Origin of the sequence: Micromonospora siamensis (assembly GCF_900090305.1) — a bacterium.
Taxonomy (GTDB): Bacteria; Actinomycetota; Actinomycetes; order Mycobacteriales; family Micromonosporaceae; genus Micromonospora; species Micromonospora siamensis.
Window position 1 is genome coordinate 298,155 of record NZ_LT607751.1, and the last position, 23,948, is coordinate 322,102.

At 74.3% G+C, this 23,948-nt stretch carries 20 protein-coding genes and 1 pseudogene; 13 read left to right on the forward strand and 8 right to left on the reverse strand.

What is annotated here, in order from left to right:
• The first annotated feature begins 36 nt into the window (after positions 1-36).
• The 3 genes from mycP to GA0074704_RS01350 all read left to right on the forward strand — a co-directional run bounded on the left by mycP (position 37) and on the right by GA0074704_RS01350 (position 3,031).
• On the forward strand, positions 37-1,395 hold the full coding sequence (gene mycP, locus GA0074704_RS01340; protein WP_088968807.1) for a type VII secretion-associated serine protease mycosin: 1,359 nt from the start codon (positions 37-39) through the stop codon (positions 1,393-1,395).
• 70 nt (positions 1,396-1,465) lie between these two features.
• On the forward strand, positions 1,466-2,272 hold the full coding sequence (locus GA0074704_RS01345) for a phosphatase PAP2 family protein (RefSeq protein ID WP_088968808.1): 807 nt from the start codon (positions 1,466-1,468) through the stop codon (positions 2,270-2,272).
• Positions 2,273-2,302: 30 nt separating this feature from the next.
• A complete protein-coding gene (locus GA0074704_RS01350; RefSeq protein ID WP_088968809.1) occupies positions 2,303-3,031 on the forward strand; it encodes a phosphatase PAP2 family protein in 729 nt (242 codons plus the stop codon).
• Positions 3,032-3,052: 21 nt separating this feature from the next.
• Here GA0074704_RS01350 and GA0074704_RS01355 read toward each other — a convergent pair whose 3' ends face one another.
• The 6 genes from GA0074704_RS01355 to GA0074704_RS01380 are packed head-to-tail and all read right to left on the reverse strand — an operon-like array spanning position 3,053 to position 8,323.
• Complete coding sequence (locus GA0074704_RS01355; RefSeq protein WP_088968810.1) at positions 3,053-4,231, reverse strand: MarP family serine protease; 1,179 nt, start codon at positions 4,229-4,231, stop codon at positions 3,053-3,055.
• 58 nt (positions 4,232-4,289) lie between these two features.
• On the reverse strand, positions 4,290-4,988 hold the full coding sequence (locus GA0074704_RS01360) for an NUDIX hydrolase (RefSeq protein ID WP_088968811.1): 699 nt from the start codon (positions 4,986-4,988) through the stop codon (positions 4,290-4,292).
• Positions 4,985-5,602, reverse strand: coding sequence for a TlpA family protein disulfide reductase (locus GA0074704_RS01365; protein ID WP_088968812.1), 618 nt, complete (start codon positions 5,600-5,602; stop codon positions 4,985-4,987). The genes GA0074704_RS01360 and GA0074704_RS01365 overlap by 4 nt, the downstream gene beginning before the upstream one ends.
• On the reverse strand, positions 5,599-6,378 hold the full coding sequence (gene nth / locus GA0074704_RS01370) for an endonuclease III (RefSeq protein ID WP_088968813.1): 780 nt from the start codon (positions 6,376-6,378) through the stop codon (positions 5,599-5,601). The genes GA0074704_RS01365 and nth overlap by 4 nt, the downstream gene beginning before the upstream one ends.
• Before the next feature lie 52 nt (positions 6,379-6,430).
• Entirely contained in the window at positions 6,431-7,603 is a 1,173-nt protein-coding gene (locus GA0074704_RS01375; protein ID WP_088968814.1) for a CapA family protein, read from the reverse strand.
• 57 nt (positions 7,604-7,660) lie between these two features.
• Positions 7,661-8,323 (reverse strand): adenosylcobinamide amidohydrolase, encoded by a 663-nt coding sequence (locus tag GA0074704_RS01380; RefSeq protein ID WP_088968815.1) that lies wholly within the window; start codon positions 8,321-8,323, stop codon positions 7,661-7,663.
• Between the two features lie 219 nt (positions 8,324-8,542).
• On the opposite strand from GA0074704_RS01380, the gene GA0074704_RS01385 reads away from it, so the two are divergent.
• The 10 genes and pseudogenes from GA0074704_RS01385 to GA0074704_RS01430 all read left to right on the forward strand — a co-directional run bounded on the left by GA0074704_RS01385 (position 8,543) and on the right by GA0074704_RS01430 (position 21,829).
• Positions 8,543-9,220, forward strand: a complete 678-nt coding sequence (locus GA0074704_RS01385; RefSeq protein WP_007466162.1) for a Crp/Fnr family transcriptional regulator — start codon at positions 8,543-8,545, stop codon at positions 9,218-9,220.
• A 177-nt stretch (positions 9,221-9,397) separates the two neighbouring features.
• Entirely contained in the window at positions 9,398-10,159 is a 762-nt protein-coding gene (locus GA0074704_RS01390) for a metallophosphoesterase family protein (RefSeq protein WP_088968816.1), read from the forward strand.
• A 64-nt stretch (positions 10,160-10,223) separates the two neighbouring features.
• Positions 10,224-12,392: an acyltransferase family protein gene (locus tag GA0074704_RS01395; RefSeq protein ID WP_231926721.1), complete on the forward strand. Its 2,169-nt coding sequence runs from the start codon at positions 10,224-10,226 to the stop codon at positions 12,390-12,392.
• Between the two features lie 139 nt (positions 12,393-12,531).
• Positions 12,532-13,134: pseudogene (locus tag GA0074704_RS01400) on the forward strand (TetR/AcrR family transcriptional regulator); the annotation flags it as partial.
• 136 nt (positions 13,135-13,270) lie between these two features.
• The gene (locus GA0074704_RS01405) at positions 13,271-14,083 is read left to right on the forward strand and encodes a TIGR03084 family metal-binding protein (RefSeq protein WP_088968817.1); all 813 of its coding nucleotides are present in this window, start codon (positions 13,271-13,273) and stop codon (positions 14,081-14,083) included.
• A complete protein-coding gene (locus GA0074704_RS01410) occupies positions 14,080-15,768 on the forward strand; it encodes an acyclic terpene utilization AtuA family protein (RefSeq protein WP_088968818.1) in 1,689 nt (562 codons plus the stop codon). Before GA0074704_RS01405 ends, GA0074704_RS01410 begins: the two co-directional genes overlap by 4 nt.
• Complete coding sequence (locus tag GA0074704_RS01415; RefSeq protein ID WP_088968819.1) at positions 15,765-16,958, forward strand: acyl-CoA dehydrogenase family protein; 1,194 nt, start codon at positions 15,765-15,767, stop codon at positions 16,956-16,958. Before GA0074704_RS01410 ends, GA0074704_RS01415 begins: the two co-directional genes overlap by 4 nt.
• Positions 16,955-18,556: an acyl-CoA carboxylase subunit beta gene (locus GA0074704_RS01420; protein ID WP_088968820.1), complete on the forward strand. Its 1,602-nt coding sequence runs from the start codon at positions 16,955-16,957 to the stop codon at positions 18,554-18,556. Before GA0074704_RS01415 ends, GA0074704_RS01420 begins: the two co-directional genes overlap by 4 nt.
• Positions 18,557-18,611: 55 nt before the next feature.
• Positions 18,612-20,669: an ATP-binding protein gene (locus GA0074704_RS01425; protein ID WP_088968821.1), complete on the forward strand. Its 2,058-nt coding sequence runs from the start codon at positions 18,612-18,614 to the stop codon at positions 20,667-20,669.
• Positions 20,666-21,829 carry an acyl-CoA dehydrogenase family protein gene (locus tag GA0074704_RS01430; protein WP_088968822.1) on the forward strand — a complete coding sequence of 388 codons (1,164 nt, stop codon included), beginning with the start codon at positions 20,666-20,668 and terminating at the stop codon, positions 21,827-21,829. The genes GA0074704_RS01425 and GA0074704_RS01430 overlap by 4 nt, the downstream gene beginning before the upstream one ends.
• A gap of 32 nt (positions 21,830-21,861) precedes the next feature.
• On the opposite strand, the gene GA0074704_RS01435 is transcribed toward GA0074704_RS01430, so the two are convergent.
• Positions 21,862-22,893 carry a hypothetical protein gene (locus GA0074704_RS01435; protein ID WP_088968823.1) on the reverse strand — a complete coding sequence of 344 codons (1,032 nt, stop codon included), beginning with the start codon at positions 22,891-22,893 and terminating at the stop codon, positions 21,862-21,864.
• Positions 22,890-23,831, reverse strand: a complete 942-nt coding sequence (locus GA0074704_RS01440) for a transporter substrate-binding domain-containing protein (protein WP_088968824.1) — start codon at positions 23,829-23,831, stop codon at positions 22,890-22,892. The genes GA0074704_RS01435 and GA0074704_RS01440 overlap by 4 nt, the downstream gene beginning before the upstream one ends.
• Positions 23,832-23,948 lie beyond the last annotated feature (117 nt).

Consider the following 23,948-nt stretch of genomic DNA (forward strand, 5'->3'; position numbering starts at 1 on the left):
CGGTAATCTCCCTCAGGCATGTTTCTGTCGCGATGAATGGCTGAGAATGTGACCAGTCTTCGGCACGGCCGCCCGACGGCGCCCCGGCGGTTCGTCGCGCGGGCACTGCTCGGTGCGGTGGCCGCCGTGTCGGTCGCCGGTGTGCCCGCCCCGGCGCAGGCCGCGCCGCACCGGTCCACCCCCGAGCCCGCCGCCGCCACCGCCGGGCACTCCCGCTTCGACGCCGTCCGCCTCGCCCCGGTGGACACCCCGAGCCGGCTGGACCAGGTACGCGACGAGCAGTGGCAGCTCGAGGAGTTGCGGGCGGAGACGGCCTGGCGGACGGCCACCGGCCGGGGGGTCACCGTGGCGGTGATCGACTCCGGGGTGGACGGTTCGCATCCGGACCTCGCCGGCCAGGTGCTGCCCGGCATCGACCTGGTCACCCCCGGCGGCGGCGTCGAGCCGGATCCGGTGGGGCACGGCACCACGGTCGCCGGGCTGATCGCCGGACGCCGGGACGACCAGCGGGGCGTGGTCGGCCTGGCGCCGGACGCCAAGATCCTGCCGGTCCGGGTGCTGGACGAGGAGAACCGCTACGACGACGCGATGGTGGTGGCCCGGGGGGTCCGCTGGGCGGTGGACAACGGCGCCCGGGTGATCAACCTGTCGCTGGGCGGCAGCGGTGACAGCCCGGCCCTCGCCGCGGCGATCGACTACGCGTTCGCCCGGGACGTCGTGGTGGTCGCCTGCACCGGCAACGTGGCCACCTCCACCAGCAGCAAGGTGTGGTACCCGGCCCGGGAGCCGGGCGTGCTGGCGGTCGCCGGCCTGGAACGCAACAGCGAGAACCTCTGGTCCGGCTCGATCACCGGGCACGAGACGGTGCTGACCGCGCCGGCGACGTCGCTGCTCGGCGCCCGCCCCGACGGCTACTGGCGGGTGCAGGGCACCAGCTTCGCCGCGCCACTGGTGGCCGCCACCGCCGCGCTGGTCCGCTCCCGCTATCCGCAGATGTCCGCCGGCGACGTGGTCAACCGGCTGTTGAGCACCGCCCGTGACCTGGGGCCGGTGGGCCGGGACGACCGGTTCGGGTACGGCCTGGTCGACCCGGTGGCGGCGCTGACGGCCGACGTGCCGCCGGTCGGGCGCAACCCGCTGGACGACAACGAGACCCCGGGGGTGGTCGGCTTCGGCGCGGCGCCCGGTCCGGTGCAGGACGCGCAGGCGGCCGGCTCCGGGTCGGACCCGATCGGGTTCACCGCGTCCCGCCAGCAGGCCGGCTGGTCAACGCAGGGTGGTGGCGGCCGCGACGCCTCCGCCCCGGAACGGCTCTGGACCGGCCTGGCGCTGCTCGTCGCCCTGGTCACCGGAGGGGCGCTGATCATCCGCCGGTTCCGCCAGGCCGGCCGCTGACCGGCGTACCGGCGGCAACCGACCCGATCCGGGTGGGCTGAGCCGGCTCTCGGCTGGGTAGGACTGCGACATGCCAGCGTCCGGATTCCGTAGTCCCGCCCCCGCGCCGTCCTGGCGGCGGCGTCGGCTGGACCAGCAGCACTCGCTCGGCCTGCGGCTCACCCTGGCGGCGGTGGCCGCGTTCCTGGTGCTGGTGCCGTTCGCCCTGCTGCTCCTGCTGATCCTCGCCGCGTGGCCGCCGCTGCACGACCTGGACCAGTCGGTCACCGACACGCTGCACGGCTACGCCCTGGAGCACCCGGCCTGGGTGCGGGCGATGAGCTGGTGGACGGACGTCTTCGCGCCGATGCCGCTCCGTTTCGCGGCGCTGGTCGTGGTGCTCTGGCTGCTGTGGCGGCACGCCCGCCGGCTGGCGCTGTGGGTGGTGACCACGATGACCGTGGGCGGGCTGCTCGGCGGGCTGCTGAAGCTGCTGGTCGGCCGGAACCGCCCGGAGCTGCTCGACCCGGTGGCCCGGGCCACCGGCTACTCGTTCCCCTCCGGGCACGCGCTGAACGCCGCCCTGGCCGCCGGGGTGCTGCTGCTGGTGTTCCTGCCGTACGCCCGGCGCCGGCCGGTGCTGCGGGTGGTGCTGTGGACGGTGGCGCTGCTGATCGCGGTGGTCACCGGGGTCAGCCGGGTGGCGCTCGACGTGCACTGGACCAGTGACGTGGTCGGCGGCTGGCTGCTCGGGGCGGCGGTGGTGGCGGCGACCGCGGCGGCGTTCACCACCTGGCGGCGGCAGGTCGACCGTCGGCCGGTGCGGCCGACCCGGGAGGGCGTGGTGCCGGAGCTGGCGGACGAGCCCACCCGTACGGGCGAGCGGGACGTGGCGTAGTTCCACACCCCGCGGGGTAAAGGGCGGCTCATGTCCGATGTCGCGATCCAGGTCGCCCGCCGCGTACTGCTGCCGGTGGCCCTGCTGCTGTCCGTCATGGTGGGCCTGGGTCTGCTGGTGACCAGGGTCCTCGCCAAGAGCTGGCCGTTCACCGTGGAGGACACGGTGAACCGGGAGCTGGCCGCCGACCGTACCGGCGGCTGGAACGACGTGTCGCTGGTCTTCAGCACGCTGGCCAGCACCCAGCTGATCGTCGTGGTGACCGTGCTGGTGGCGCTGGTGCTGCGGCTGGTGCTGCACCGCTGGCGGGAGCCGCTCTTCCTCTGCGCCGCGGTCAGCGCCCAGGCGCTGGTCTTCCTGCTGACCACGATCGTCATCGACCGGAACCGGCCGGCGGTCGAGCACATGGACGTCTCCCCACCGACCTCCAGCTTCCCGTCCGGGCACACCTCGGCGGCGACGGCGCTCTACGTGGGCATCGCGGTGCTGCTGGCCCTGCGGGCGAAGAGCACCCCGGCCAAGGTGGCCTGGTGGTCGCTGCTGATCCTGGTGCCGGTCGGGGTGGCGGTCACCCGGATGTACCGCGGCATGCACCACCCCAGCGACGTGGTCGCCTCGTTCATCAACGGCGGCACCTGCGTGGCGATCATGGCGCGGGCGGTGCTGGACCGCAGCCTCCGCTGGGGCCGGGCGAAGCTCCCGTCGATCGGCCGCCCCGGCAGCGACGTCGCCGAGGCCCCCGCCCCGGCGGGCGGCTGACCTCGCGTCACCCCGCGGCGGTCAGGTGCACTCGCCGGTGGCCACCCCACGGGTACGCTCCGCGCCGGCCAGCGCCACCGACCGTGCCTCGGCGGCGGTGACGGCGAAGCCGGTGTTCGGGTCGTCAGCCGCCGCCGCGAAGATCACCCCGAGCACCAGTCCGTTGGAGGAGACCAGCGGGCCGCCGGAGTTGCCGCTGCGGACCAGCGCCCGGATCGTGTAGATCTCCCGGGTGACGTCCCCGGAGGAGTAGATGTCCGGCCCGGTGATCCGGTCCACGTCCCGGATCCGGGCCGGCCGGGCGTCGTACGGGCCGTCGAGGGGGAAGCCGAGCACGATGGCGTCCGCCCCGGTGCCGGCCTGGCCGGCGGCGAACCGCAGGGACGGGCCGGGCAGCCCCGGCACGTGCAGCACGGCCAGATCCCGGTCGGGGTCGTAGACGACCACCTCGCCGTCGTACCGCTGGCCGCGCAGCTCCACCGAGACCGAGCGGGTGCCGGCGACGACGTGCGCGTTGGTCATCACCCGGTCGTCGGCGTAGACGAAGCCGGAGCCCTCGATGCGGCGTGAGCAGCTCGGCGCGGAGCCGAGCACCTTCACCACCGCGCGCTGGCTGTTCGCCACCACCCGGGAGCCGGCGAGCGCCGGGTCCGGCGGGGAGACCTGTCGCGCCTGGGTACGCCCCAGACCGTTGAAGACCTCCGGGAAGCCGTTGGTGTCGACGGTGTCCCGCAGCGCGGTGGAGAGCTCCTGCACCTGGTCGGGCAGGACCCGGTCGACCACGTGGAGCAGGGCGCTGTTCTTGACCGAGGCGGCCAGCCAGGGCACCGAGGAGGAGCCCAGCGGCACGGCGACCAGCCAGGCCACCAGCATGACGGCGAAGAGCGAGACGAACGCGCCACCGATGTCGTCGATCCGCCGCCCGGCCTGCCCGGTGATGGCGGCGCGCAGGTTCGAGCCGAGCCAGCCGGCGAGCGCCTGGCCCAGCACCGCCAGCCCGAAGACCGCGACCAGGGCGACCAGCACCCGGGTGCCGCTGTCGGCGAACTGCCGCGCGAGCAGCGGCCCGACCTGGAGGCCGAGCAGCGCACCGAGGAAGAACCCGGAGAACGACAGCGCCCCGATGACGAAGCCCTGGCGGTATCCGCTGATCGCGAACACGAGCATGAGCAGGAGCAGAACGAGATCCACGGCGGACACGGGTCAAGGGTACGGGCAGCGCGCCCGGGCGGTCCGCACCGCTTGCGGAACGTGACCGTCAGGTCAGCGGGCCGGCCATCTCGTCGACGTCGTCGGTGCCGGCGGAGGGGGCCGGGGTGGAGCCGGTCGGCGGCAGGTCGACCACCCGGCCGCGTGGCCAGGGACGGGCCCAGCCACCCATCTCCAGGAGGGTGGAGATGACCCCGGCGGTGAAGCCCCAGACCAGCATGCCGCGGGCCGAGAAGGCCGGCCCGATCCAGCCACTGGGGTGGCGTACCCGCATCCGGTTCTCCGGGTCCACCAGCTCGGTGATCGGCAGCCGGGCGACGTGCGCGACCTCGGCCGGCTCCCGGGGGTGCACCGGGTGCGGGGCGTGCCACCAGGCCAGCACCGGGGTCACCACGAAGTCGCTGACCGGGATCCAGAGCTTCGGCAGCTCGGCCAGGACGGTGACGGTGGACGGGTCGAGGCCGACCTCCTCGTTCGCCTCGCGCAGCGCGGTGGCCGAGGCGTCGGCGTCCTCCGGGTCGGCCGCGCCGCCGGGGAAGGCCGGCTGGCCGGCGTGGTTGCGCAGGGTGGCGGCCCGCTGGAGGACCAGCAGGTCCGGGCCGGTCCCGGGTTCCTCACCGAGCAGCACCAGCACGGCGCTCTCCCGGCCGCCCTGCTCGGGGGTGGTCAGCCGGGTGAAGTCCTCGACCCGGGCGGTGCCCAGCCGGCCCAGCAGCGGCTCGATCCAGGTCGGGAGGGTGCGGCTCACGCGTCCACCGCGATCCCGAGGTACGTACGGACCAGTTCGGCGAGGCGGGCGTCGTCGAGCGCGCCGGAGGCGTCGACGTGCCGGATCCGGCCGTCGGCGCCGACGAGCACGGTCAGCGGGATGGCGTTGCGCCCCAGCTCCCGCTGGAGGGCGTCGCCGGAGTCGGCGAGCATCGGGAACCGTACGCCGAAGTCCTCGCCGATGGACTGCGCGCCGCCGCGGCTGTCCCGGCTGTTGACGCCGAGCACCCGCAGCCGGCCCTCGGTGCGTTCGCTGAGCCGCTGGAAGGCTGGCAGCTCCTTGCGGCACGGCGGGCACCAGGACGCCCAGACGTTGATCACGGCGGGGCCGGCCACCTCCCGCAGGGCGACCGGGGCGCCGCCGGTGAAGCAGGGGAAGCTGAGGTCGGGCAGCGGCTGCCCGACCGGCGCGGGTCCCCGGGGCTCGGGGGCGGCGGTGGGCGTCGGGAGCGGGCCGGTCAGCGCGGCACAGTCGGCGAACGGCGAGGGCCGCTCCGCCCGTGCGGTCCGGGAGTCGGTCGGCGCCTTCTCGGTCGCGGTGCAGCCGGCGACCAGCAGCAGCGGGACGGCCAGGGCGGCGAGCAGGCGCTTCACGGCACCTCCGCCACGACCGCCTGCTGCGGCACCAGCGCCGGGTCGACGCCGGCCGCCACGGCCAGGTCCCGGGCGCGGGGTCCCTTGAGCAGCTTGGCCGAGGCGGCCGCCTCGGTCGGCCCGGTGCCGTACGACGGGCAGAGCTTGGCCAGCGTGCACGCGCCGCAGGCGGGCTTGCGGGCGTGGCAGACCCGGCGACCGTGGAAGATGATCCGGTGCGACAGCATGGTCCACTCGCGCTTCGGGAAGAGCGCGCCGATCTCGTGCTCGATCTTGACCGGATCGGTCTGCGTGGTCAGCCCCCAGCGCTGGACCAGCCGCTGGAAGTGGGTGTCGACGGTGATGCCGGGGACGTCGAAGGCGTTGCCGAGGATCACGTTGGCGGTCTTGCGCCCGATGCCGGGCAGGGTGACCAGGTCGGCCAGCTTGCCGGGGACCTGGCCGTCGTACCGCTCGACCAGGGCCTGACCGAGCTTGATCAGGGAGTCGGTCTTGTTGCGGTAGAAGCCGGTCGGCCGGATCAGCTCCTCCAGCTCGGTCCGGTCCGCGCCGGCGTAGTCGGCGGCGGTCGGGTAGCGGACGAAGAGCTTCGGGGTGACCTCGTTGACCTTCTTGTCGGTGCACTGGGCGGAGAGGATGGTCGCCACGGCCAGCTCCAGGGCGTTGGAGTGGTCGAGTTCACAGTGCGCGTCGGGGTGCGCCTCGGTCAGCGCCCGACCGATCCGCCGGGCACGACGGGTACGACCGAGGTCCGTCTCGGGGGAGCTCGTGGTCACGCCGGCCAGCCTACGTCGCGGGACCGACGACCGGACGGGCCCACGCCCGCGCTCAGCCGGCCGCCGGCGGGCTGATCTTCCCGTCCGCGCCGAACCGGGGGCCGGTGGACGGGAAGTCCTTGCCGCTGACCTCGCGGATCAGCCCGAGCCCCTGGTCGTCCGGGTCCATCCCGGGCCGGCCGACGGAACTCATCTGCGTGGAGGTGAACGAGCCACCGGCCCAGCTGCCGTCGGGGCGCAGCGACACCTTGAGCACGCCGCCCCAGCCGAGCCGGCCGGTCGGGTTCAGCGACCGGGCACCACCGGCGAAGTTGCCGAGGCTGTACGCGATCAGCCGGCCGCGGTAGAACTCCATCCCGCGCAGCACGTGCGGCCCGTGCCCGACCACCAGGTCGGCCCCGGCGTCGATCATCGCGTGCGAGAACTTCATCGGGTCGCCGCGATTCTCGCCGAGGAACATCTCGGTGCCGGGGCGTACGCGGGTCTTGTCCGACCCCTCGGCGCCCATGTGCACCTGGACCACGACCAGGTCGGCCATGGTGGCCGCCTTCTTGATCACCTTCGTGGCGGCGTCGATGTCGACCAGGCTGTTGGACCAGACGTACGAGGAGAAGCCGGCCACCGCGACCTTGACGCCCTCGACGTCGACCACGGTGATCTGGTCGGGGGCGCCGGTGTGCTTCAGGTCGTGCTCGTCCAGCGCCCGCTGGGTGTTCTTGTAGCCCTGCGGGCCGTAGTCGTAGCCGTGGTTGTTGGCCTGGTTGAGCAGCTCGAAGCCGGCCTCGCGCAGGTGCGCGGCGTACTCCGGGGGCGCCCGGAACTGGAAGCAGCTGGTGGTGTTGGCGCCGCACTTGCCGGCGCCGGTGTCCTCGGTGAGTGGCTCCTCCAGGTTGCCCATCACCAGGTCGGCCTTGAGGGCGCCGGCGACCTGGTCGAAGAAGCCCTTGCCGCCGTTGGCGGGCAGCCGGGACGGCGCGTTGCCCATGATGATGTCGCCCGTCGCGGCCAGCGAGATCGCCTTGCCTGCGGCCGGGGCGGAAGGCCGGGCGCTCGCTTTGCCGGGCTTGGCGGGTGTGGCCGATCCGGTGGCCCCGGGCCCGGTCTGCCAGACGGCGTCCGGCGCGTCGTCGCCGCAGCCGGCGGCGAGCAGCACCACGAGAAGGAGGCCGAGGGCAGCGGTGAGCCGGCGGCGCGGGCGGGAACGGAGGCGGGCGGAAGCGGGCATCGTCCGCGACCCTACCCGGTAGGTGCCAGGCCCGACGACGCCCGAACGGCCGGAAGTTCAGCCGGCCTGCCGGTCCGACCAGGGCACCACGGTCCCCGCGCCGCCTGCGCGAACGGCCGCGTGCACGGCCCGGGCGAGCCGGGCGCCCCAGGTCGAGCGGGGACCGCCGTACGGTTCGGCCGGGCCGTCGGCGGGACAGAGCAGGGTGACCGCGTCGGTGGGGGTGCCCGTGCCGGGCAGGCCCAGCTCGGCGATCGCCTGGGCCTTCGCCTCGGTGGCGGTGGCCACCGCGTTGACCAGGGCGGCGTGGCCGAGCCGCACCGGGACGTACCCGACGATGTTGACCGTGCCGACCCGCTGGGCCGGCGCCGCCGGCGCGGGGGCGGCGGCCGGGATCGGGGTGCCCAGGCCGACCGTCGCCCAGACCCGGACCCCGGCGTCGGAGCGGGTGACCACCTCGGCGACGTCGACCCCGGTGAGCAGGCCGATCCCGGGCCCGACCAGGCCGAGCCGGTCGGCCAGCCCGGCCAGGTGGTCGGCCGGATCGTCCCGGTCGTACGACATCGGTACGGTCGCGTTGACCACCCAGCGCCGGGTGCCGATCCCGCCGCCGAGCGGGGCGCTGCTCACCGCGAGCAGCGGCCGGTCGATGCGCCAGACCAGCAGGGGGACGTCCCGGCCGTCCTCGGCGCGGGTGGTGAGCTGGGGGTCGTCGAGCACGGACAGACCCTACGGCCGGGGGCCGGAAACGCCCGACACCACCCGATCGGGTGGGTGATACTACTGCTAGATCAAGTCCCGGAGGTTACGCCCAACGATCAAGTTTCCAGGGGTGCGGCGCTGATTGCCACTCACGTGCGCCTAGACTTGGCGACGCGCGAGGGATCAGCGGACGGCGGACCCGGGCCGACGGACGGCACGCGCAGGCGGAGGTGCGCGATGGACGAGGTACTGGCCCGCAGCGGGATCTTCCAGGGAGTCGACCCGGAGGCTGCCGAGGCGCTCGCCAAGGAGATGGAGACGATCGAGGTCCGCAAGGGCGAGATCGTGTTCAACGAGGGCGAGCCCGGCGACAGTCTCTACATCCTCCTGTCCGGCAAGATCAAGGTCGGTCGCCGGGCGGCGGACGGCCGGCAGAACCTGATCGCCGTGATGGGACCGTCGGACATGGTCGGTGAGCTGTCGCTCTTCGACCCCGGCCCGCGGACGGCCACCGCCACCGCGGTGACCGACACCCGGCTGGTGCGCCTGCGCAAGCAGGCGCTGCGGCCGTGGCTGAACAACCGGCCCGAGATCGCCGAGCAGCTCCTGCGGGTGCTGGCCCGCCGGCTGCGCCGGACCAACGACTCGCTGGCCGACCTGATCTTCACCGACGTGCCCGGCCGCGTCGCCAAGAACCTGCTCCAGATGGCCGGCCGGTTCGGCACCCGCGACGGCGGCGTGCTGCGGGTGACCCACGACCTCACCCAGGAGGAGATCGCCCAGCTCGTCGGCGCCTCCCGGGAGACCGTCAACAAGGCCCTGGCCGACTTCGCGTCGCGCGGCTGGCTGCGGCTGGACGGCAAGAGCATCATCATCCTCGACCCGGAGCGCCTGGCCCGCCGCGCACGGGTCTGACGACCTCCGCACGAGCCTCCCGGCCCGGACCGCCGCTGTGCGGTCCGGGCCGGTCCCGTTTCCCGCCCGGCCCGCGCTCCCGCCGGTTCCGGGCTTCCCGGGCCGGGGCGTGGCCGGCTCGTCTGCCCGAGGCAGAATCGCTGGACCTGCCGGCCGACCGCGGCGCAGGCTGGGCCGATGGTCGAACGGGTAGCGGTCCTCTCCGACATCCACGGCGCGCTGCCGGCGCTGGAGGCCGTCCTGGCCGAGCCGGACGTCGCCGCCGCCGACCTGGTCGTCCTCACCGGCGACATCGCCGACGGCCCGCAGCCGGTCGAGGTGCTGGACCTGCTCACCGCCCTCGGTGACCGGGCCCGCTGGGTCGGTGGCAACGGCGAACGGGAACTGGTCCAGGCCCGGTCCGGCCGGCCCGCGTCGTACGACGTCTCCAACTGGGCGGCCGCCCAGCTCCGGGACGACCAGGTGGCCCTGCTGGCCGGGCTGCCACCGACCCTCACACTGCCGGTGGCCGGCCTCGGCGAGGTGCTCTTCTGCCACGCCACCCCCCGCGACGACGAGGAGATGGTCGTCGTGGACTCCCGTCCGGCCCGCTGGGCGGAGGTGTTCGCGGGGCTCCGGCCCGAGGTCGGCACGGTCGTCTGCGGCCACACCCACATGCCGTACGCCCGGCTCGTCGACCGCCGGCTGGTGGTCAACCCGGGCAGCGTCGGCATGCCGTACGGCGGGGTCGGGGCGTGGTGGGCGCTGCTCGGGCCGGGCGTGCAGTTGCGACGGACCGCGTACGACGTGGACGCCGCCTGCGCCCGGGTGGCCGCGGAGTCGGGATTCCCCGACGCCGCCGCCTGGGCCGACGAGTACCTCCGCTCCCGGCACAGCGACCTCGACGCGCTGGCCGCCTTCGGCCCGGGCGACGGGCGCCCGGCCGAGTCCGCGGGATGAGATGCCCCACCCCTTGCCGCCGGTAACGCTGCTGTTGGTGGGGATCGGCTGTTAGCCTTCGCCGGTGTTTCAGACCGAGCAGCCGGTCCGTCGGGCCCCCGCCGACGCCGCCACGCAGGAGATCCCGGCCGAGCCGGCCCGGTCCGACCGGGCGCCGCGGGCCGGGTTCCGCCCGGACATCGAGGGGCTGCGCTCGATCGCCGTGCTGCTGGTGGTGCTCTCGCACGCGGGGCTGAGCACGTTCGCCGGCGGGTACGTCGGCGTGGACGTCTTCTTCGTGATCTCCGGCTTCCTGATCACCTCGCTGTTGATGCGCGAGCTGGCCCGGACCGGCCGGATCTCCATCGCCGGTTTCTACGCCCGCCGGGCGGTACGCCTGCTGCCGGCCTCGTCGGTGGTGCTGCTGGCCACCCTCGCCGGGTCCTGGCTGTGGTTGTCGCCGCCGCGTTCGGCGCAGTACGTCTGGGACGCGGTGGCCAGCGCGACCTACTGGGTGAACATCCGGCTGGCGGTGACCGGGACCGACTACCTGGCCGCCGAGCAGACGCCGTCGCCGTTCCAGCACTTCTGGTCGCTGGCCGTGGAGGAGCAGTTCTACCTGGTCTGGCCGCTGCTGATCCTGGCGGCGGTGGGGCTCGCGCGGCTGCTGCGGGTGCGCCCCGGCTGGACCGTCGCGCCGGCCCTGGTCCTGCTCAGCGGCGCCTCCTTCTGGCTCAGCACGACCGAGACGACCCGGAGCGCGCCGTGGGCGTACTTCGGGATGCACACCCGGGCCTGGGAGCTTGGTCTGGGCGCGCTCGTCGCCCTCGGCGCGGCCCGGCTGGCCCGGTTGCCGCGGCCGCTGGCCGCGCTGCTCACCTGGGCCGGCCTGGCCGCCGTGCTGGTCGCCGCGCTGCGCTACGACGAGTCGACCTCCTTCCCCGGCACCGCCGCCGCGCTGCCCGTGCTGGGCACCGTGGCGATCATCGGCGGCGGCTGCGCGGCGCCGCGGTTCGGCGTCGAGGCGCTGCTGCGGTACCAGCCGTGGCAGCTGGTCGGCAAGCTCTCCTACGGCTGGTACCTGTGGCACTGGCCGGTGCTGATGATCGCCCCGGTGGCGCTGCTGCTGGAGCCGAGCGTGTGGGTCAACCTGGCGCTGTCGGCGGGCGCACTGGTGCTCGCCGGGCTCTCCCTGCTGCTGGTCGAGAACCCGGTGCGGCACCGCCGCTCGCTGACCCGCCGGCCGGGTCGGGGCATCTCGCTGGGCCTGGGTCTCGGCTCGACGGTGGTCGCGGCCGCTCTCCTGGTGACCGCGTTCCCGCCGCAGCTGCCGCTGGGCCGCCCGGCCGCCGATCCGGCGACCGCCATGGCCGGCGCCGAGAACCCCGGCACCGTCCTCGCCGACCTGATGCGGGAGGCGCAGCGGACCCGCCTGATCCCGGGGAACCTCACCCCGTCGGTCACCGACGCCGACGACGACCTGCCGGTCACCTACACCGACGGCTGCCACCTGAGCTGGTCCGGCACCCGGCCGCCCGACCGGTGCTTCTACGGGGACCCGGACGCGAAGCGGACGATGGTGCTCTTCGGTGACTCGCACGCCGCCCACTGGTTCCCGGGTCTGGACGCCGCCGCGAAGCAGACCGGATGGCGGCTGCTGTCGATGACCAAGAGCGGCTGCCCGGCGACCTCCACCTCGATCTGGGTGAGCAAGCTCAAGCGCACGTACTCCGGTTGCGACAGCTGGCGTTCGGCGGCGCTCACCCGGATCGAGAAGCTCAGGCCGGAACTGGTGGTGGTGGCCTCCAGCGTCACGTACGGCCCGGCGCCGGACCAGAGCGAAGAGGAATGGACCCGGGGCTGGGACGAGGGTTGGGGGACCACCTTCTCCCGGATCTCGCAGGCGGCCGACCGGGTCGCCCTGATCGGCGAGACCCCGGTCCTGCCGATCGGGGTCCAGGACTGCCTCGCCGAGAACCCGACCCAGGTGGCCAGGTGCGCCCGGCCGAAGGCCGACGTGCTGAGCTCCCCCGAGCTGCGCGCCACCGAGCGGCGGCAGGCCGATCGCCTCGGCGTGCAGGTGGTCGACCCGGTGCCGTGGCTCTGCCCGGCGCGGTGCGCGCCGCTGGTGGGCAACGTCCTCGTCTACCACGACACGAACCACCTCACCGCGACCTTCTCCCGGCTGCTGGCGCCGTTGCTCACCCGGGAACTGCGGCTGGCCGGGACGGCCGACACCACCACCGACGGCTGACGGTCCCCCGCCGGGCACCTCGACGGGCTGCGGCGACAACCGCCTCGGCGGGGCACCGACGGGAAGCTGCTCGCCGGGTCACCGCGATCGGGAAAAAGTCAGTCTTGACTGTTTGTTTCGGGGGCGGCACGCTGTCCCCGTGCCCGCCGCATCGACCCGCGTCCCTCAGCAGCAACGCAGCCGAGCCACCCAGGCCCGGCTGCTGGAGGCGACCGTCGAGTGCCTGATCGAGCACGGCTGGTCCGGCACCACCACCACGGTCGTGGCCGCCCGCGCCGGGGTCTCCCGGGGTGCCCAGCTGCACCACTACCCGACCAAGGCCGCCCTGGTCACCGCCGCCGTCGACCACCTGGCCGAACGGCGGGCGGTGGAGCTGCGCACCGAGGCCGACGCGCTGCCCGCCGGCCCGCGCCGGCTCGACCGGGTGGTCGACCTGCTCGCCGCCGCCTTCACCGGGCCGCTCTTCGTCGCCGCCCTGGAGCTGTGGGTGGCCGCGCGCACCGACGCCGAACTGCGCGACGCGCTGGTCCCCCTGGAGGCGCGGGTCGGCCGGGAGATGCACCGCCTCACCGTCGAGCTGCTCGGTGTGGACGAACGCCGCCCGGGCGTACGCGAGGCCGTGCAGGCCACCCTGGACCTGCTACGCGGGCTCGGCGTGGCCAACCTGCTCAGCGACGACTCGGCCCGCCGCACGGCCCTGCTCGGCACCTGGAAACGCCAGCTCGTCACCCTGCTCACCCCCGACGACGACCCGCAGGACCCGCACGACCTGCACGGCCGGGCCCGCACGAGCGACCCGCACGGCTCGACCGGCCCGCGGACCACGATGGACGGCGAGCGGCACTGATCCCCTGACCGGCCCACCACCCGGAGGCACCATGGTCGACCTGACCGCACTGCTCGCGGACCTCGCCGCCGAGTCCGACCAGCTCGACGCCCTCGTCGCCCCGCTGCCTCCGCAGGGGTGGGCCCGCCCCACCCCGGCTCCCGGTTGGACGGTGGCCCACCAGATCGCGCATCTGGCCTGGACCGACCACGTGGCGCACCTCGCCGCCACCGACGCCGACGCCTTCTACGCCTCGGTCACCGCGGCGCCCGACCCGGCCCGGCTGGTCGACGACGGCGCGGAGTCCTTCCTCGCCCCGCCCGCCGAGCTGCTGGACCGCTGGCGGAACGGGCGGGCAGCGCTCGCCGCCGACCTGGCCGCCGCGCCGCCCGGCGAGAAGCTGCCCTGGTACGGCACCCGGATGTCGCCCACCTCGATGGCCACCGCCCGGCTGATGGAGACCTGGGCGCACGGTGAGGACGTCGCCGAGGCGCTCGGCCTGAGGCGTACCCCGACCGAGCGGCTGCGGCACGTCGCGCACCTCGGCTTCCGTACCCTCGGGCACGGCTTCGTCGCCCACGGCCGGGACGTGCCGGCGGCCCCGGTCCGGGTCGAACTGGCCGCGCCGGTCCCGGGCGGGGAGGTCTGGGCCTTCGGTCCGGCGGACGCCGCCGACCGGGTGACCGGGCCGGCGCTGGACTTCTGCCTGCTGGTCACCCAGCGCCGGCACCGCGCCGACCTGGCCCTGGTCGCCACCGGGCCGGTGGCCGACGAGTGGCTGGACGTGGCGCAGGCGTTCGCCGGACCACCCGGCGCGAAGCGGGCGGCCACCGCGGTGAACGAGCGCGCCGGGGTGACCCGGTGAGCGGGGTGCTGCGGGTCGGCAACGCCTCCGGCTTCTACGGCGACCGGTCCGCCGCCTGGCGGGAGATGCTCGACGGCGGCGAGCTGGACGTGCTCACCGGCGACTACCTGGCCGAGCTGACCATGCTGATCCTCGGCCGGGACCGGCTGCGCGACCCGTCGCTGGGCTACGCGAAGACCTTCCTCCGCCAGCTCGAAGGCACCCTCGGCACCGCGCTGGACCGGGGGGTGAAGATCGTGACCAACGCCGGCGGCCTGAACCCCGCCGGGTTGGCCGCCGCGATCGGCGCGCTCGCCGACCGGCTCGGCCTCCCCACCCGGATCGGGTACGTCGAGGGCGACGCCCTCCAGCGTCCCGACGCGTTGACCGCCAACGCCTACCTGGGCGCGTTCGGCATCGCGGCCTGCCTCGACGCCGGGGCGGACGTGGTGGTCACCGGCCGGGTCACCGACGCCTCCCTCGCCGTCGGGCCGGCGATCGCCCGGTTCAGCTGGGGGCGCGACGACCTGGACGCGCTGGCCGGGGCGACCGTCGCCGGGCACCTCATCGAGTGCGGGGCGCAGGTGACCGGCGGCAACTTCAGCTTCTTCACCGAGCTGCCCGACGGCGGCCACCGCCCCGGCTTCCCGATCGCCGAGCTGCACCCGGACGGCTCCTGCGTGCTCACCAAGCACCCCGGCACCGGTGGCGCGGTCACCGTGGAGACGGTCACCGCGCAGCTGCTGTACGAGGTGGGCGGCCCCGACTACCTCGGCCCGGACGTGGTGACCCGACTGGACACGGTGGAGTTGGCCGCCGACGGCCCGGACCGGGTCCGGGTCGGCGGGGTCCGCGGCACCCCACCGCCGGACACCCTCAAGGTGGGCGTGAACAACCTGGGCGGCTTCCGCAACTCGATGACGTTCGTCCTGTGCGGGCTGGACATCCCCGCCAAGGCGGCCCTGGTCCGGGGGCAGATCGAGGAGGCGGTCGGCAAGGAGGGGCTGGAGTTCACCCTGGCCCGTACCGATCACGCGGACGCGGCCGACACCGAGGCGGCGAGCGCGCTGCTGCACGTACACCTGCGCGACGGTGACAGGGCGCGGGCCGGGCGGGCCTTCTCGGCCGCCGCGGTGGAGCTGGCCCTGGCCTCCTACCCGGGCTGCACGCTGACCACCCTGCCCGGCGACGCCACCCCGTACGGGGTCTTCACCGCCGACACGGTCCCGCAGGACGCGGTCGAGCACGTCGCCGTGCTGCCCTCCGGCGAGCGGATGACGATCGCCCCGCCGCCGGTGACCTCGTCGGCGGCGCCCCGCGGACCGCAGGACCCGCCGGGCACGCCGTCGCCGGCCTCGACAAGGCGGGGGGCGTTGGGTGAGCTGGTGGGGGCGCGGTCGGGAGACAAGGGCGGCGACGCCAACCTCGGCGTCTGGGCCCGCACCGACGACACCTGGGCCTGGCTGCGCGGCTGGCTCACCGTGCAACGCCTCGCCGAACTGCTGCCGGAGACCGCCCCGCTGACCGTCGAGCGGTACGAGCTGCCGAACCTGCGCGCGGTCAACTTCGTGATCCGGGGCCTGCTCGGGCAGGGGGTGGCCGCCTCCACCCGGTTCGACCCGCAGGCCAAGGCGCTCGGTGAGCTGCTCCGCTCCCGGGTGGTCGACCTGCCCGTCGACCTGCCGGGCGGGGAGGGCGGACGGTGAGCATCGTGGACACCCCCGAGCGGCGGCAGCTGCGCGAGCTGACCCGGGCCTTCGTCACCCGGGAGGTGCTGCCGCACCTGGACGACTGGGAGCGGGCCGGTGAGGTGCCCCGGTCGCTGCACGAGACCGCCGCGAAGACCGGGCTGCTCGGCGTCGGTTTCCCCGAGTCGGTCGGCGGCAGCGGCGGCGACCTGCTCGACTCGATCGTGGTCACCGAGGAGATCATCCGTTCGGGCGGCTCGTCCGGCCTGGTGGCGGCCCTCTTCACGCACGGCATCGCGCTGCCGCACATGGTCGCCGCGGCCGGCGCCCGGCTCGGCGGCTCGCTGGGTGGCCGGCTCGGCGGCGGGCCGGCCCTCGACCAGAACCTGATCGACAGGTACGTCCGCCCGACGCTCGCCGGCACGATGATCGGCGCGCTGGCGATCACCGAGCCGGACGGCGGCTCCGACGTCGCCTCGATCCGGACCACCGCCCGCCGCCACGGCGACCACTACGTGGTGAACGGCGCGAAGACGTACATCACCAGCGGGCACCGGGCGGACTTCGTGACCACGGCGGTCTGCACCGACTTCCCGGGCAGTGGCGAGCTGACCCTGCTGGTGATCGAGAAGGGTACGCCCGGCTTCACCGTCGGACGCCGGCTGGAGAAGCTGGGCTGGCACTGCTCGGACACCGCCGAGCTCTCCTTCGTCGACTCACCCGTGCCGGTGACGAACCGGATCGGCGCGGAGAACACCGGTTTCCTGGCGATCATGCAGCACTTCGCCACCGAGCGGCTCTCCCTGGCCACGCAGGCGTACGCGACGGCGCAGCGCTGCGTGGAGCTGGCCACCCGCTGGTGCCGGGACCGGTCCACGTTCGGCCGGCCGCTGGCCAGCCGGCAGCTGATCCGGCACCGGCTGGCCGAGATGCACACCCGCGCCGAGGCGGCCCGGGCGTGCGTGCACGACGTGGCCGAATGGGTGGCCGCGGGCGAGCCGGTGGTGACCGAGGTGGCGATGGCGAAGAACGTGGCGGTGTCCGCCTGCGACTTCGTGGTCGACGCGGCCCTGCAACTGCACGGCGGCTTCGGCTACCTGCGGGACGCCGAGGTGGAGCGGCACTACCGGGACGCCCGGATCCTCGGGATCGGCGGCGGCACCACCGAGATCATGAACGAGATCATCGCGAAGGGCATGGGCCTGTGAGCACACTCGACAGCGCGATCGACCCGTCCGCGCCGGCCTTCACCGCCAACCGGGAGGCGCTGCTGGAGCGCCTCGCCGAGCTGGAGGCGGAGCTGGACCGGGCCCGGGCGGGCGGCGGCGAGAAGTACGTGACCCGGCACCACAAGCGCGGCAAGCTGCTCCCCCGGGAGCGGATCGAACTGCTGCTCGACCAGGACAGCCCGTTCCTGGAGCTGTCGTCGGTGGCCGGCTACGGCACCGACTTCCCGGTCGGCGCCAGCGTGGTCACCGGGATCGGTGTGGTCGAGGGCGTGGAGTGCCTGGTGGTCGCCAACGACCCGACGGTACGCGGCGGGGCGGTCAACCCGTGGTCGCTGGCGAAGACCCGGCGGGCCGGCGAGATCGCCCTGGCGAACCGGCTGCCGATGGTCAACCTGGTCGAGTCGGCCGGCGCGGACCTGCCCACCCAGGCGGAGATCTTCATCCCGGGCGGCCGGGTGTTCCGCGACCTGACCCGGCTCTCGGCCGAGAGGATCCCCACGGTCAGCGTGGTCTTCGGCAACGCCACCGCCGGTGGCGCGTACGTGCCGGGGATGTCGGACTTCACCATCATGATCCGGGACCGGTCGCAGGTGTACCTGGCCGGGCCACCGCTGGTGAAGATGGCCACCGGCGAGGTCACCGACGACGAGTCGCTCGGCGGGGCGGCCATGCACGCGTCGAGGTCCGGCCTGGCCGACTTCCTCGCCGAGGACGAGCGGGACGGGATCCGGCTGGCCCGGCAGTGCGTACGCCGGCTGAACCGGCGCAAGCAGGGCCCGCCGCCGCGTACCGCCTTCCCCGCGCCGCCGAAGTACGACCCGGAGGAGCTGCTCGGCATCGCCAGCGCCGACCTCAAGGTGCCGTTCGACCCGCGCGAGGTGCTGGCCCGGGTGCTGGACGGCAGCGAGTTCGACGAGTTCAAGCCGAACTACGGGACCGCGCTGGTCACCGGCTGGGGCGAGCTGCACGGCTATCCGGTCGGCGTGCTGGCCAACGCCCGGGGCGTGCTGTTCAGCGAGGAGGCGCAGAAGGCGGCCCAGTTCATCCAGCTCGCCAACGCCGCCGACACCCCGCTGGTCTTCCTCCAGAACACCACCGGCTACATGGTCGGCACCGAGTACGAGCAGCGCGGCATCATCAAGCACGGCGCCCTGATGATCAACGCGGTGTCGAACTCGAAGGTGCCGCACCTGACGGTCAACCTGGGCGCCTCCTACGGCGCCGGCAACTACGGCATGTGCGGCCGGGCGTACGAGCCGAGGTTCCTGTTCACCTGGCCGAACGCCAAGTCGGCGGTGATGGGTCCGGCGCAGCTGGCCGGGGTGCTGTCGATCGTGGCCCGGCAGGCCGCCGCGGCCCGGGGACGCGAGTACGACGAGGACTCCGACGCCGCGATGCGGATGATGGTCGAGCAGCAGATCGAGTCCCAGTCCGGGGCGCTGTTCCTGTCCGGCCGGCTCTACGACGACGGGGTGATCGACCCCCGGGACACCCGTACCGTCCTCGGGCTCTGCCTGTCGGCGATCCACAACGGACCGGTGAGGGGCGCCGACGGCTTCGGCGTCTTTCGAATGTGAGCGCGAGGAACGCAGCGAAGCGGAGTCCCGCAGTCGCGAACGAAAGGCAGGCTCAGTGATCACGAGACTATTGGTCGCCAACCGGGGGGAGATCGCCCGCCGGGTCTTCGCCACCTGCCGGGCGCTCGGCGTGCAGACCGTCGCCGTGTACTCCGACGCGGACGCCGGGGCGCCCTTCGTCGCCGACGCCGACCAGGCCGTCCGGCTGCCGGGGAACACGCCAGCCGAGACGTACCTGAGGATCGGGCTGATCCTGGACGCGGCCCGCAAGACCGGCGCGGACGCCGTGCACCCCGGCTACGGCTTCCTCGCCGAGAACGCCGAGTTCGCCCAGGCCGTGACCGATGCCGGGCTGACCTGGGTGGGCCCGTCGGCCAAGGCGATCGCCGCGATGGGCGACAAGGTGGCGGCGAAGGCGCTGCTCGCCGACGCGGGGGTGCCGATGCTCCCCACCTGGACCGACGCCGACCAGGTCACCGACTACCCGGTGCTGGTCAAGGCGTCCGCCGGTGGCGGTGGCCGCGGCATGCGGGTGGTCCGCGACGCCGCCGGGCTGGCCGAGGCCGTGGCCTCCGCGCGCCGCGAGGCGGCCGCGGCGTTCGGTGACGGCACGGTCTTCATCGAGCGGTACGTCGAGCGCGGCCGGCACGTCGAGGTGCAGATCTTCGGCGACGGCCACGGCACGGTGCTGGCCCTCGGCGAGCGGGACTGCTCGATCCAGCGCCGGCACCAGAAGATCGTCGAGGAGGCCCCGGCGGTCCTCGACCCGGGACTGCGGGAGCGGCTGCACGCCGCGGCGGTGGCCGCCGGCCGGGCCGTCGAGTACGTCGGCGCGGGCACGGTCGAGTTCCTGCTCGCCCCGGAGGGCGAGTTCTTCTTCCTGGAGATGAACACCCGCCTCCAGGTGGAGCACCCGGTCACCGAGGCGGTCACCGGGCTGGACCTGGTCCGGCTGCAACTCCTGGTCGCCGAGGGTGAGCCGCTGCCGCTGGCGGCGACCCCACCGGCCGACGGGCACGCCATCGAGGTACGCCTCTGCGCCGAGGACCCGGCCCGGGGGTTCCGCCCGGCCACCGGCACCCTGCACCGGTTCTCGATCCCCGGGGTGGCCGGCGGGTTCACCCCGCTGCGCGGGCTCCGGCTCGACTCGGGCGTCACCGACGGCTCGACGGTCAGCGTGCACTACGACTCGATGCTGGCGAAGCTGGTCGCCTGGGCGCCCACCCGGGCCGAGGCGGCCCGGGCCCTGGCCGGCGCGCTGGCCCGGGCCGAGCTGCACGGGGTGGCCACCAACCGGGACCTGCTGGTCCGGGTGCTGCGCAGCCGGGAGTTCGGCGCGGCGGAGGTGGACACCGGCTTCCTGGACCGGCACGAGGAGGTCTTCGCCCCGCTGCTCCCCGCCGGACAGCTGCCCCTGGCCGCGCTGGCGGCGGCGCTGGCCTCGGCGGCCGGCCGCCGGTCGACCGCCCCGGTGCTCGCCGGCCTCCCCTCGGGCTGGCGCAACGTGCCGGCGTTCCCGCAGGTGACCCGCTTCGCCGGGACCGGCGGGGGCGAGGTCGAGGTGCGCTACCGGCTGGACCGGGCCGGCGCGCTCGCCGAGTGGTCCGTGGAGCCGGCTGCGGGTGCCGCGGCACCGGTCGACCGGGTCAACGCCGGTGGGCCGGGCGGGTCGACGACGGGCAACGAGGCCCGGCCCGACGACGCCCCGACCGTCGTCCTGGCCGAGGCGGCCCCGGACCGGGTGGTGCTCGACGTCGACGGGGTGCGGCGGCTGTTCCGCGTACACCGGGCGGGGTCGGAGGTCTTCGTGGACGGTCCGGACGGGGCGGCGAGCCTCACCGAGCTGCAGCGTTTCCCGCTGCCCACCGCGGAGCTGGCGGCCGGGTCGCTGCTCGCGCCGCTGCCCGGGGCGGTGACCCGGGTGCACGTCGAGGTCGGCCAACGGGTCGCCGCCGGTGACCTGCTGCTGACCCTGGAAGCGATGAAGCTCGAACACCCCGTGCTCGCCCCGACCGACGGGGTGGTCGCCGAGCTGCCCGTGCCGGCCGGCGGCCAGGTCGAGACGGGCGCCGTGCTGGCCGTGGTCAACCCCCTTGAGGAGGCATCGTCATGAACTTCGACCTCAGCCCGGAGCAGGACCAGCTCCGCGACGCCGTCCGGGCGCTCGGCCGGAAGTACGGCCACTCCTACTTCGTGCAGAAGGCGAAGTCCGGCGGGCACACCGACGAGCTGTGGCACGAGGCCGGCCGGCTCGGCTACCTCGGGGTCAACATCCCCACCGAGTACGGCGGCGGGGGCGGCGGCATCACCGAGCTGGCCATCGTCTGCGAGGAGCTGGCCGCGGCGGGCTGCCCGCTGCTGCTGCTGGTGGTCTCCCCCGCCATCGCCGCCACGGTGATCCACAAGCACGGCACCGAGGAGCAGCGCAAACGGCACCTGCCCGGCCTCGCCGACGGCTCCCAGAAGATCGTCTTCGCGATCACCGAACCGGAGGCCGGCTCGAACTTCCACCGGCTCGGCACGGTGGCCCGCCGGGACGGCGACGACTGGCTGCTCTCCGGCCGCAAGGTCTACATCTCCGGCGTCGACGAGGCCGGGCACGTGCTGGTCGTCGCGCGCACCGAGGACGCCGCCTCCGGCAAACTCAAGCCGGCCCTGTTCATCGTGCCGACCGACGCGCCCGGCCTGGACAAGTCCAGGCTGGACATGGAGATCCTCTCCCCGGAGAACCAGTTCCTGCTCTTCCTGGACGACGTGCGGCTGCCCGCCGACGCGCTGGTCGGCGAGTCCCTGGACGCCGGCCTGCCGGCCCTGTTCGCCGGCCTCAACCCGGAGCGGATCACGGTCGCCGCGATGGGCGCGGGCACCGGCCGGTACGCCATCGAGCGGGCCTCCGAGTACACGGCGACGCGCACGGTCTGGGGCGGCCGGTCGATCGGCTCCCACCAGGGCGTGGCGCACCCGCTCGCGCACGCGGCGGTCCAGGTGGAACTCGCCCGCCTGATGATCCACAAGGCGGCGGCCCTCTACGACGCCGGTCGCGACCTGGAGGCCGGGGTCGCCGGCAACATGGCCAAGTACGCCTCCGGCGAGGCCGCCGCGCTGGCCGTGGACACCGCCGTGCAGGCGCTCGGCGGGGCCGGCATGACCACCGAGTACGGGGTGGCCACCCTGCTCGGCGCGGTCCGGGCCGGCCGGATCGCCCCGGTCAGCCGGGAGATGATCCTGAACTTCGTCGCCCAGCACATCCTCGGCCAGGAGAAGTCGTACTGACCGTCGGTCCTCGCCCGGCTGAGGCGCCGCGGTCAGCGGACCGCGCGGCAGGCCGCGTCGATCCGGTGCACCGGGCGCACCCGCCGGCCCAGCCCCTCCAGCAGCGAGTCCTCCACGTGGAAGTCGCGGATCCGCAGCCGGTGCCGGGGCAGCTCCTCCTCGCTCGGGCAGAGCACCTGGGCGCGCACCTGACCGGTCGGCACGTACCGCACGCCACCGCGTTCCTGGAGCAGCACCATGCTCACGTCGTCGGTGGTCACCACGTGGCCGCGGATGTCCTCCGTGACCCCCGGGGCCGACTCGACGGTGGTCACGGTCAGCGGGAGCACCGGGGTGCCGATCACCGGCAGCGCCGCCCAGACCAGGGTGGCCAGCACCGCCGCCTCCGTGACGGAGGCCAGCGGCCGGACCACCGCCCCCGGCAGCGGGCCGGTGATCGCCAGGGCCAGCAGCGGCGGGGCGGAGAGCAGCAGCAGCGCCAGCCACTCCCGCTGGTCCACGGCGTCGGCCAGGGTGGGCGCGAGCAGCCACGCGTACCCGCCGAGGAGGCCGACCAGCAGCAGCGCCCGGGGCACCCGCTGCTCGTGCAGCCGCGCCGGGGTGAGCTGGAAGGCGGCCACGAACGCCGGGACCAGCAGCGGCAGGTAGAGCAGCTGCCAGGTGACCAGCGCGAGCAGGAAGCTGGCCACCGCGAACCAGGCCGGGGTGACGTCCACCCAGCGGGCGAAGAGCGGCCGGCGGACGGTCGGCGGCATCCGGTCCACGCTGACCCGCAGCACCGCGCCCAGCGCGAACGTCGCCACCAGCCCGGTGGAGAGCAGCCGGGCCGCCGTGGTGAGGAAGCCGGCGAGCAGGTTCACCGTGCCGACGTTCGCCACCAGCAGCAGCGTCGTCTGGAGCTCCCCGCCCGCCTCCACGCCGAGCCGCAGCACCGAGAAGATGGCCGGCACACCGACCACCGCCGTCCAGAACGACTGGCTCGCCCGGGCCTTGCGCTCCGCCGGGTCCCGGACCGCCGGCACCGGGCCGGCCGGGCGGCCCTCCTCGGTGACGGCGGCGCTCATCTCGTCGGCGCCTTGTCGTCGAAGTCCACCAGCTTCGGTACGCCCAAGGGCTGCGGCTGCGACTTGTCGGCCTTCAACCACGGCCCGAGGGTCCGGTTGTACGCGGTCAGCCAGGGACTGCTGATCCCGTTACGCCCCTGGAGGTAGCTCTTCTGAAGGGCGAAGGCGACCAGGTCGCGCAGGGCCGGATCGCCGATCGGCACCCCGATGCCGAGCAGCTCGCTGGTGCCGAAGGGCATGTCGACGATCTCGAAGTCCTTCGGGTACTGGGAGAGGAAGCCGGCGAGGATCGTCTCGTCCGAGCTGACCGCGTCGTACCGGCCGGCGCGGATGCCGTTGACGCAGTCCCCGACCTCCTTCACCACGTACGCCTTGACGTCGTGCTTCTCCAGCTCGGCCTCGGTGGTGGAGCCCCCGCTGGTGCAGATCCGGTACTCCGGCCGGCGCAGGTCCTCGATGGTGCGGATCCGGTCCTTGAGCCGGACCGGCACCATCACCTCCTGGGTGGTGACGAAGTACGGCCCGGCGAAGCTGACCAGCTTCTCCCGGTCCTCGGTCATCGAGAAGCTGGAGACCACCAGGTCGACGACGCCGCCCTGGAGGGCGGGGATCCGGTCCTCGGTGGCCAGCGACACCCACTCGATCCGCTGGTCCCCGGCGAAGCCCAGGTAGGAGGCGATGTAGCGGGCGATCTCCACGTCGAACCCGACGTGCACGCCGTTGCGCAGCTCACCCATCAACGGCTCGGTGGTCGCCACCCCGATCCTGATCTTCGCCTGGCCGTCGACGTGCGACTCGCGGAGCTTGTCCAGCACCGACGGCAGCGGCGGATCCCGCCGGTTGTCGCAGCCGGCCGCCGCGGCCAGGGTCAGGGTCAGGGCCACCGCGAGGGTGGTGGCGACCGACCGGAGCCGGTGCCGGGAGGTGACGTCGTTCATCGGGTTACCTCGCTGACGATCACGGCCTGCGGGACACCGAGGGTAGCCGGTCCGGGCCATCTCCGTGGCCACCCGCCGGGCCGCCGGTCACTCCACCGTGGAGACGGGCGTACGGCT

Excerpts from the sequence above, each read along its gene's own strand:
- mycP (WP_088968807.1), top strand. The coding sequence starts at position 37 with ATGGCTGAGAATGTGACCAGTCTTCGGCACGGCCGCCCGACGGCGCCC.
- GA0074704_RS01345 (WP_088968808.1), top strand. The coding sequence starts at position 1,466 with ATGCCAGCGTCCGGATTCCGTAGTCCCGCCCCCGCGCCGTCCTGGCGG.
- GA0074704_RS01350 (WP_088968809.1), top strand. The coding sequence starts at position 2,303 with ATGTCCGATGTCGCGATCCAGGTCGCCCGCCGCGTACTGCTGCCGGTG.
- GA0074704_RS01375 (WP_088968814.1), bottom strand. The coding sequence starts at position 7,603 with ATGCCCGCTTCCGCCCGCCTCCGTTCCCGCCCGCGCCGCCGGCTCACC.
- GA0074704_RS01385 (WP_007466162.1), top strand. The coding sequence starts at position 8,543 with ATGGACGAGGTACTGGCCCGCAGCGGGATCTTCCAGGGAGTCGACCCG.
- GA0074704_RS01390 (WP_088968816.1), top strand. The coding sequence starts at position 9,398 with ATGGTCGAACGGGTAGCGGTCCTCTCCGACATCCACGGCGCGCTGCCG.
- GA0074704_RS01405 (WP_088968817.1), top strand. The coding sequence starts at position 13,271 with ATGGTCGACCTGACCGCACTGCTCGCGGACCTCGCCGCCGAGTCCGAC.
- GA0074704_RS01430 (WP_088968822.1), top strand. The coding sequence starts at position 20,666 with ATGAACTTCGACCTCAGCCCGGAGCAGGACCAGCTCCGCGACGCCGTC.
- GA0074704_RS01435 (WP_088968823.1), bottom strand. The coding sequence starts at position 22,893 with ATGAGCGCCGCCGTCACCGAGGAGGGCCGCCCGGCCGGCCCGGTGCCG.
- GA0074704_RS01440 (WP_088968824.1), bottom strand. The coding sequence starts at position 23,831 with ATGAACGACGTCACCTCCCGGCACCGGCTCCGGTCGGTCGCCACCACC.